The organism is Bacillus sp. ISL-46, assembly GCF_018613205.1.
The window spans coordinates 1-9,453 of record NZ_JAGGQR010000035.1 but is presented as its reverse complement, the minus strand read 5'-3'; the positions used below and the strand labels follow the sequence as shown (position 1 = coordinate 9,453).

Genomic DNA, 9,453 nt, shown 5'->3' with positions numbered 1-9,453 from the left:
ACAATTCGGGTGCAGTTCATAAGGAAACGGCTTTTTCTTGTTATTAATTCATATTTTTTTTGAGTTCTTTTCCCCAATAGTCTCTGTTGAAGTTTATCAAGGATATAAAAATGATAAAAGTTTTATATGTTTGCTCCATTTGTTGTAATTACATCTTTATACCAAAAGAAAGATTTTTTCCTTTTGCGCTCTAATGTTCCACTGCCATCATCCTGTTTATCGACATAAATGAAACCATAACGTTTGGACATTTCTCCTGTTGAGGCACTGACCAAATCAATACATCCCCAAGGCGTGTATCCCATCAGTTCAACACCATCTTCAATGGCTTCACGCATTTGTCTAATATGGTCTCGGAGATATTCAATTCGATAATCATCGTTAATCGAACCATCTTCCTCTACCGTGTCTTTGGATCCTAAACCGTTCTCCACAATGAAAAGTGGTTTACGGTATCTGTCATATAACTCGTTTAGAGCAATTCTAAGTCCGATAGGGTCGATTTGCCATCCCCACTCACTCGCTTTTAGGAATGGATTTCTTACTCCTCCTAACATATTTCCTTCTACCATGTCAGCCGCTGTTTTATCCTTCTTTTCTGCACGAGACATATAATAACTAAAGCTGATAAAATCAACCGGATACTGTTTGAGAAGTTCTAAATCACCAGGGTGTATTTCAAGCTTAATATTATGTTCTCTAAAGTAACGTTGAATAAAAGCAGGATATTCTCCTCTTACTTGAACATCAGTACAAAAATTATTGAGGAAACGTCCTTCTTGTAAAGCATACATTACATTTTCAGGATTGCAATCAAAGGTATACGTAGTCATATATAGTACCATACATCCAATTTTTGCATCAGGAATAATTTCATGGCAAGCCTTTACCGCTAAACTGCTTGCAACGAATTGATGATGGTAAGCTTGGAACATTGGCTGGTATTTATCTTCTTCAGTTTGAATCGCAAAACCAAGACCTAGAATTGGTATTTCTAGACCAGAATTGATTTCGTTAAATGTAAGCCAATATTTTACCTTGTTTTTATAACGGTTCAAAATTACTTTTGCATATCTTTCGAAGAACGTAACAACTTCCCTACTTCTCCAACCACCATATTCTTTCACAAGATTTACCGGCATTTCATAGTGAGACATTGTGACAACTGGCTCGATTCCATACTTATGCAATTCATCAAACACGCGGTCATAAAAAGCTAATCCAGCCTCGTTTGGTTCTAACTCGGTTCCATTTGGAAAGATTCTTGTCCACGCAATGGACATACGGTATACTTTGAATCCCATTTCTGCAAATAACGCGATATCTTCTTTGTAGCGATGATAGAAGTCGATCGCCTCATGGTTCGGATAAGTGTATTTTTCTGTATCCATTTCAAAATTGAAGCCTGGTGACTGTAATAGCTTCCATCGTTCTTTTCCACCTGGCAGAACATCTGCAATATTTAATCCTTTATTCCCTTCATGAAAGCCGCCTTCCAATTGATTTGCTGCAGTTGCGCCTCCCCATAAGAAACCTTCTGGAAATTTCTTTTCTTCAAAATTCATAATGAAATCCTCCCTAATTAATATCTAATTGTTAAAATTATCTATATATAGGGAAGAGGACCTAAGTCTCTTCCCAGATTTCCTAAAAGAAAATCATTAAACGACTAATGTCAACAACGCTTCTTTTGTATGAACCACTTCTTTATTCCTGTCAATAATCTCAATATAACGGTCTGTATTTGTAATGATAATTGGAGTAGTAACTGGGTACCCAGCTTCTTTAATTTTTTCAATATCAAATTCAACTAATAAATCACCTTGGTTTACCCTATCTCCCTGTTTAACGACCGGTGAATAATATTTCCCTTCTAATTGAACTGTATTTATTCCGATATGAATTAATATTTCTGCACCTTGGTCTGATGTAATACCTATTGCATGTCCCGTAGGGAAAACTGTTGTAACGGTCCCGTTAACTGGTGATACAGCTTGACCAACTGTTGGCTCAATGGCAATTCCTTTCCCCATCGCCTCAGATGCAAACACCTGATCATCTACATCCGCTAATGGCTTAACCATTCCTGTCATCGGGCTAACAATTGCTTCTCTTTTTACTAGCGGCTGACCTGCTTCAACTTTTTTTTCCGAAACTACTTCCTTTTGTTTTTTATCCTCAAATCCAAATAAAAAGGTCATTAATGTAGCACCTGCAAAAGCAATACCAATCCCGATGATGTATAATCCCATTGGCGCAAAAACAGGGATAGTGAATACGCTTATGAATGCAAACGCCATACATTTTACTCCAAACATACCGATAATTGCGCCACCAACAGCACCTGCAATGGCTACATAAGGAATTGTTCGTTTGAAACGCATCATGAGACCGTAAAGTATCGGTTCTGTTACACCTGATAATAGACCTGGTATTAATGTTGATGCACTAATAGTTTTTAAGGATTTGTCCTTTGTACGTAAGAAAACACCAAGTGCAACACCCATTTGTGCTATAGGAGCAGCCGCAAGCATTGCCCATATTGGGCTGCCACCGTGCGCAACCTGCTCTAAAAGAATCGGTATTAGTCCCCAATGAAGACCAAACAGTGTCAGGAATGTATATCCTCCACCAACAACAGCACCTGTCAAAATACCGCTCTTGGTGCTCAAGAAATTAATTCCTGCACCGATCGAATTACTTAAATTAACTCCAATCGGTCCTAAAGCGATAACGGTAAGTGGTACGATAATGGCTAATGATAGCATCGGAACCAAAAACATTTGTAAATCTTTATGAATGATCTTCTTTAAAAGTTTCTCTAAGAGAGCATAAATACTGACTGCTATAAATATTGGTAAAACAGATGAAGAATAATTCATCAGAACAACCGGAATACCAAGGAAATGCGTAATATCACCAGTGTTTGTTAACAAGCTCGTAAAATTAGGTTCGAGCAACGCAGCCCCAATGGTTCCCCCAATATAAGGATTTGCTCCCAGCTTCGTTGCAAGTGTAATCCCTAAGAAGATTGGCAGGAAATAAAAGACAGCGTTCCCAGCTGCAGATAAAATAAAGTAAGTTCCACTTTTTGCAGATAATAGTCCAGTCATTGTTAAAATCGTTAACAAAGCCTTTAACATACCTGCCCCTGCCATTGCTCCCAACAGCGGGGAAAAACTTCGAGAAATAACTTCAAAAATTTGTGCCCCAATGCTTCCCTTTGGTTCGTCTGACGAGTTTGTAGTAGCACCCACATTTGCAATCTTTGTAATTTCTTTAAATACCTCTGGAACATGGCTTCCTACCACAACCTGAAATTGTCCACCACTCTCCACAACGCTAAGAACTCCATCTAAGTTTTGTAGGGCTTGCTTATTTGCCTTGTTTCTATCTTTTAATTTAAAACGCAAACGAGTCGCACAATGCACAAGAGTAGAAATATTTTGTTCTCCTCCGACTAATTCAACTATGTTCTTTGCGAAGCTATTATAACTCATCTGGCTACACTCCTTATGGTAATATTCATAGTAAGTTCTTACTTCAACTTGAAAAAGGGTAACAAAAAAACCTAAACCAAACAATCAATTTTGAATGTTTGATTTAGGTTTTGCCCGTGAGGTTACAACCCTATGATTATCCGTTATTATTTTTTACTACTCTTTCAATATGAATCGTCAAATAAATCATTTCTTCATCCGTCAATTCATAGGTGTAAGAACCCTCGATAAACTTCTTTATTTTTTGTGAACATTTATGTGCGAACGGATATTTTACCTTGATTACATTATATAAGTCATCATCTGTTGTGCTGTTGTAATGATTGCCCTTGACTAGACGTTGTGCGAAAAACTTAAGATGCGTAATGAAACGATAGAATGTTAGAAAATTTTCATTAAACTCCAACTTAAAATGGTATCTAACTATCGTTAAAATTTCTTGCATAACCTTAGTCATGTTTTTTACAACGGGCATCTCTTCATTCAATTCAGCATTAACAATATGAAGAGCTAAGAACCCTGCTTCATCCTCTGGTAAAATGACACCAAATTGTTCACATATCATATTTAATGCTTCTAATCCAATCTCATATTCGTCTTTATATAATTGCCTAGTTTCCCATAGTAATCCGTTTTTAATAGGTAGATTATTTTTATAACGTTCAATTGCAAAGTGAATATGATCAGTTAAATGAATATAAATACTATCGTTTAACTTCTTTCCTAATTTTATTTTTGCATATGCAATGATTTTTTCGGATATATCCATATATTCAATCGGCATATCAGCAATTAAGGTCTTGAACTTTTTCATTATATCTTCGTTTTCTAAAGTGAAAATTTTATCTATTAGTTGTTCGTTAATATAATCACCTACACGCTTATTAAAAGCAATTCCACGCCCAATGATGATAACTTCTTGTTGTTCTTTTGTCGAGATAACTGCATTATTGTTTAATATTCTCTCGATTTTCACTTTTTCACCCCCAGATTTATTACTGTATCCCCTCCTATAATAGAAAAAGGCAAAACCTGACCTCTTTCTAAGGTAATCGGTTTTGCCTGATTTAACAGTAACAATCCGTTCTATATACGTTTACATTCAGATATCATTTATCAACATCTGGTTATAATTATAAATAAAATCAGGTTGCATACAATGGTCAAATTAGCGCAATTTGTTGTTTATTCAACATATCAATCAAAATTGTTGTTTATCTTATGAAGTTTGGTGACCTAACATAGTAGAACAAAGAATGTTTAAACAATTATTTCGTTGGTCAAACATGATTTTACTTCACGCAACCGCTTCAGGTGTACTAATTGCATTGGCTGCTCCATCAGCAATATCTCTTCTGATTTTTTTATTAAAAAATCAGTTTCTTTTATATCGTTCCTACAGAAATTAATCTTCATGATAACAATAACAAAAGGCTACCTTTTTACAGCAGCCGGATCTTTTACATTTTAATTAATTTTAAAGAGACAGGACTCTTTCAATGAAAATCTACTTTTCTTATTCACTAATTTTAAGAGAGGTGTTTTAATTATACAATCCTTTTTAAAAGTTCCCCTACTTTTTCAGCCATTTCACGAGGTGGATAAGGCATTTCATTTTTTAGCCACCATTCCACTACACCTACGTAAGCATTTGCAACAAATTCGGTAACTATATCTTCGTTTTGACCGAGATTTTTGCCTTTTGTTACATCCACGTCTTTTTTGAACTCTTCGATATTATGTTGAACAAACCGGCTACGAAAATACGGAGCTCCTTCACTCGCCAACATCGTCGAAAAAAATAAATAATTACTTTTAAGATATTCCATGCAATATACAGTCGCTTCAATCCAATCCATATCAACTTCCAACTCACAAAGATTAGCCATGTTCTGAATATGTTCTTCCATGATCTTATCCAACAGATCAAATTTATCCAAATAATGAAGATACACAGTTGCACGGTTAATGTTTGCCCTGTCAGCAATATCCTGAATGGTAATGCTATCGAATTTTTTTTCTGATATCAATTCAAGAAATGCTTTTTTAATTGCTTCCTGAGTTCTAACAATTCTTCTATCCACTTTTGCCATGTTATTAACACCTTACCTTTTATAAGATACTCGACAATTTTTATCGATTTGTTGTGTATACAACAAATCCGGTTAAATTAACGAGTTTCATGTCTTGTTTTGTTTTAAGTTATATTATAAATTATTGACAGATGTCGAGAAAACATCAATTGTAATTTATATTTTAACATGAAAGGGTTATTTAATATGTCAAACTATATATTTGAGTTAAGCAATAAGATAACAAGGAAATCAGTTTCATACAAAAACAGGTTTGGAATCACTATTGCGGCAGATCTCTACTTGCCAACGGACTTTGATGAGTCAAAAAAACACGCAGCCGTTATTATAGGTGCGCCTTATGGTGGTGTAAAAGAGCAGGGTTCCGGTATTTATGCTCAAAACATGGCAGAACGTGGTTTTGTGGCTCTTACATTTGACCCATCGTTCAACGGATACAGTGGCGGTGAGCCACGGCACCTTTCTTCGCCTGACCTATTCGTAGAAGATTTCAGTGCAGCCGTTGATTATGTAGGTACACGTCCATTTGTAGATAGGAATCGAATTGGTGCAATTGGTCTATGCGGTAGCGGTAGTTTTGCAATCAGTGCAGCGCAAGTTGATAGACGCATTAAAGCTGTCACCACAGTCAGCATGTATGATATATACCGTGCTCAACGCAACGGCTTTAAGGACACGTTAACCGAAGAAGATCGCAACAGAATACTCGATGTAATTGCTGAGCAACGCTATGCGGAGTTTGAGGGCAACCCTCCAGCGCTGACTGATCGAGGAGCACCTATTGGATTTGATGATAATACAGACCCTATCGGTCGCGAGTTTGGCGAGTTCTATTCTACGCCTCGTGGATATCATCCAAACTCAATTACACAATTCACCGTAACAAGTAGCATGTCATTTATGAACTTCCCTCTGCTTGCGAACATTAAATCGATTTCTCCAAGACCGATTTTGTTCATCATTGGCGAGCAAGCTCACTCAAGATACTTTAGTGAAGATGCTTACGAATTGGCGGCAGAACCAAAAGAGCTGTACATTGTTCCAAATGCTGGACACGTTGATTTATACGACAAGACGGATTTGATTCCATTTGACAAGTTGGAAGCATTCTTTACCGAGAATTTGAAGTAACAATCGCATCAAAATAAAGTATTATCTCTATAGTTTTAGCTATTCCATTTCTTCTATTACCTGATCGAGTTGCCAATATACTTGCATTCACGATTGATCAGCCAGAGGATAAGAACATTAATGAGTTTACAATTGGACCAACAACACTACCATGGTAATAATCACAAATTAAGATAAAATTAAGAGCTATTCATTTTCTAAAGGTTAGGCTGTCGAGGAGACCTCGACAGCCATTTAATTTCTTTCTCAGTATTTTATACAGGTTTTAATATTCGACCAGGATTAGTTGTCTGATAGAAACCCAGTTACGATGAGTTTACTAGACCATAAACAGAAACTTGTAGGAGGAAAATGGTGTGAAAAAACGATTATTTCATTTATTTGCAATGCTACTAGCCCTCACCCTTGTTGCTTGCAACAACAATGAGACTGGTACAAAGGACATTTCTCAGGAAGAAGAGAATCCCTCTGTGGCTAAGTCTGAGGATTACGCTGAGATTGGTTCTGGGGCGAACCTTGTTAAATTCCCTGAAGACCTTGAAGAGGGGATTGTGTTTGCCACATACGATCGAGGGGATATTCATGAAGATATCTATGTAAATAATAAGGAAGCAATTGAAGCAGTGCAGAACGGAGAGGAACTTCCGAACGGCACCGTTATTACTCTTGTAGGATATAAGGATGGAGAGCTGGACCAATATTTAGTGATGGAAAAGCGTACCGGCTGGGGCTCCCAATATTCGCCGGAAGAACGTAATGGGGAATGGGAATACCAAGCATTTACTCCTGACAAAGAAGTGAGGACAGATAATATTGGACGTTGCTTTTCCTGCCACGCAAATCAGGAAAGAGATGACTATGTGAATTCGATGGATCAGATGAAAGAGTTTGATTTAGGAAAAGTTACAAGTTCGAAGAACAGCAGTTCAGAATCCCTAATCGCAGCAATCCCTACAGGTCACTGGAGGGCAACTGCTCATATGAAGAATCCAAAGGATGTAAATAAAGAAGAAAGTAATTTAATAGTCGATGATGAAAAAGCGAAAAAAATTCAGGATGTTCTGTTGAAGCTGTATTTACAGCAATATGATAGCTAATGGTTGTTGCCATTAAAAGATACTTACATGCACACAATGGGACACAATCTAGTGATAAATAGGCAATAGAAGAGGTGGATGCTTTGAATCGAAAGATGTTATTCAAGCTAGTAAATGACGTTGTTATGACAGTTCTCATGTTAATAGCAATGGCTTACTATATTACTGGAAATACGATTCATGAAGTCGTTGGAGTTGTGGTACTTTTATTATTTGTTGTCCATAACTTTTTAAATCGACGTTGGTATAAAGTGATTTTAAAGCGAACACATAATTTACGGAGCATCCTACAAATAGTAATCAATCTACTATTTCTTGTAACTATGGTATTGATGATGATAAGTGCTGTGTTGATTTCCAGTGATTTATTTCCCTTTATTCCTATAAATAACGACATGATACTACGGCAAATACATGTTCAGACTGCTTATTGGGGATTTATCATCATGGCAGGACACATAGGATTATCATGGGAAATGATTATCAATTCAGTATGGAGGATGACGGGAATAACCGGCACTTGCCGTATTCGCACCTTTGGGTTGCGTATTTTGGCGGTTTTAATTGTTGCCTACGGGGTGCATTCTTCCTTCGAGGGAGAAATGGGTTCGAAGCTATTCATTTACAACCCATTTGGGTGGTTCAATGATGATTCCACTATAAGGTTTTTAATAGACCACCTATCTATTATGGGAATCTATATCGCTGGGACACATTATGCTTTGCAATTTATTCAGAGACAGGAACAAAGAGGAGTTCAAAAAAACTGATATAGGTTTAAAGGATGGAGTATCAATGGAGATAACAGCTAATGGATACTGTTATAAAACCTTGAAAAAGTTATCTAAATGATAGAGGAAAAGGTATCCCCTTAAATAGCTCCCCTTTACGTAACTACAAAATGACACTTTCCTGAAAGAAGGAGATCAATTATATGACTAAACGAAATAACTTGCTGATTTTCATATTAACCATAGGAGTTTTCGGCATTAGCGAGTTTTCTCTACTATAGTTATCCGATTCCTATTTCAACTCCCTCAGTTTGATACGATTTTCTCTCAAATGCTCGCTTATTCGCAGGATTTCATAACCCTTAATATGGATTTAACGATTAAATGAAATGAGTTCAGATCATTATGGCTCCGTGAAGGCATAGTGAAATAAAGGAGTATCTACAACTCCACATTTTACCATATGATGTACATTCTCCACGCCGCCCCTGGAGGCTTTCCCTCCCATGTCTCAACGGGTCAATTGCCCTATCATTCCTTCGTCATGCCTATCCAAGGGGTGGTGGCCAGTTATGCTAAACTGATGGGTCACAGTGCCCTATTGTTGAAGAAACCTGGTACTCCGTACATATTTGAAATCCTACGAATAAGACAACATTCAAAATTAAAGTTAACTATTTTAATTGAAACATTTTATATAACTAATGTTTTATTTCTATGCTGCTATAGGGGTTAATACTTGAACTTTATTTGGACAATAAGATTCGTTTCGTTTTGCTATTCCTACAAAAATCCTTGCTAGTTTACCTATCAGTTTCATGATTGATTTCATTTTCTTTATCTTCTTTACTTTTACATTATGGGAATGGACGGCTTTAAACTCAGGGTTATTCATCACAAG

Annotated in this window: 7 protein-coding genes and 2 pseudogenes; 4 read left to right on the top strand and 5 right to left on the bottom strand. The window is 36.6% G+C overall.

Annotation, left to right across the window (positions count from 1 at the left end):
• Positions 1–122 precede the first annotated feature (122 nt).
• The 4 genes from J7E67_RS17325 to J7E67_RS17310 form a co-directional block, all read right to left on the bottom strand.
• On the bottom strand, positions 123–1,565 hold the full coding sequence (locus tag J7E67_RS17325; protein WP_214732495.1) for a glycoside hydrolase family 1 protein: 1,443 nt from the start codon (positions 1,563–1,565) through the stop codon (positions 123–125).
• A 96-nt stretch (positions 1,566–1,661) separates the two neighbouring features.
• The gene (locus J7E67_RS17320; protein WP_214732494.1) at positions 1,662–3,500 is read right to left on the bottom strand and encodes a beta-glucoside-specific PTS transporter subunit IIABC; all 1,839 of its coding nucleotides are present in this window, start codon (positions 3,498–3,500) and stop codon (positions 1,662–1,664) included.
• A 136-nt stretch (positions 3,501–3,636) separates the two neighbouring features.
• Positions 3,637–4,476, bottom strand: coding sequence for a BglG family transcription antiterminator LicT (gene licT, locus J7E67_RS17315; RefSeq protein ID WP_214732493.1), 840 nt, complete (start codon positions 4,474–4,476; stop codon positions 3,637–3,639).
• A gap of 571 nt (positions 4,477–5,047) precedes the next feature.
• Positions 5,048–5,593, bottom strand: coding sequence for a TetR/AcrR family transcriptional regulator (locus tag J7E67_RS17310; RefSeq protein WP_214732492.1), 546 nt, complete (start codon positions 5,591–5,593; stop codon positions 5,048–5,050).
• A gap of 186 nt (positions 5,594–5,779) precedes the next feature.
• Between J7E67_RS17310 and J7E67_RS17305 the strand changes: the two genes are divergently transcribed.
• The 4 genes and pseudogenes from J7E67_RS17305 to J7E67_RS17295 all read left to right on the top strand — a co-directional run bounded on the left by J7E67_RS17305 (position 5,780) and on the right by J7E67_RS17295 (position 8,591).
• Positions 5,780–6,724, top strand: a complete 945-nt coding sequence (locus J7E67_RS17305) for an alpha/beta hydrolase (protein WP_214732491.1) — start codon at positions 5,780–5,782, stop codon at positions 6,722–6,724.
• Between the two features lie 53 nt (positions 6,725–6,777).
• Positions 6,778–6,882, top strand: a pseudogene (locus tag J7E67_RS31365) (oxidoreductase); the annotation flags it as partial.
• Positions 6,883–7,080: 198 nt separating this feature from the next.
• On the top strand, positions 7,081–7,821 hold the full coding sequence (locus J7E67_RS17300) for a cytochrome P460 family protein (RefSeq protein ID WP_214732490.1): 741 nt from the start codon (positions 7,081–7,083) through the stop codon (positions 7,819–7,821).
• A gap of 83 nt (positions 7,822–7,904) precedes the next feature.
• On the top strand, positions 7,905–8,591 hold the full coding sequence (locus J7E67_RS17295) for a DUF4405 domain-containing protein (RefSeq protein WP_214732489.1): 687 nt from the start codon (positions 7,905–7,907) through the stop codon (positions 8,589–8,591).
• Positions 8,592–9,267: 676 nt separating this feature from the next.
• Here the strand turns inward: J7E67_RS17295 and J7E67_RS17290 are convergent.
• Positions 9,268–9,453, bottom strand: a pseudogene (locus J7E67_RS17290) (IS110 family RNA-guided transposase); the annotation flags it as partial.

Coding starts and splice junctions, on each gene's coding strand:
- J7E67_RS17325 (WP_214732495.1), bottom strand. CDS start 1,565: ATGAATTTTGAAGAAAAGAAATTTCCAGAAGGTTTCTTATGGGGAGGC.
- J7E67_RS17320 (WP_214732494.1), bottom strand. CDS start 3,500: ATGAGTTATAATAGCTTCGCAAAGAACATAGTTGAATTAGTCGGAGGA.
- J7E67_RS17310 (WP_214732492.1), bottom strand. CDS start 5,593: ATGGCAAAAGTGGATAGAAGAATTGTTAGAACTCAGGAAGCAATTAAA.
- J7E67_RS17305 (WP_214732491.1), top strand. CDS start 5,780: ATGTCAAACTATATATTTGAGTTAAGCAATAAGATAACAAGGAAATCA.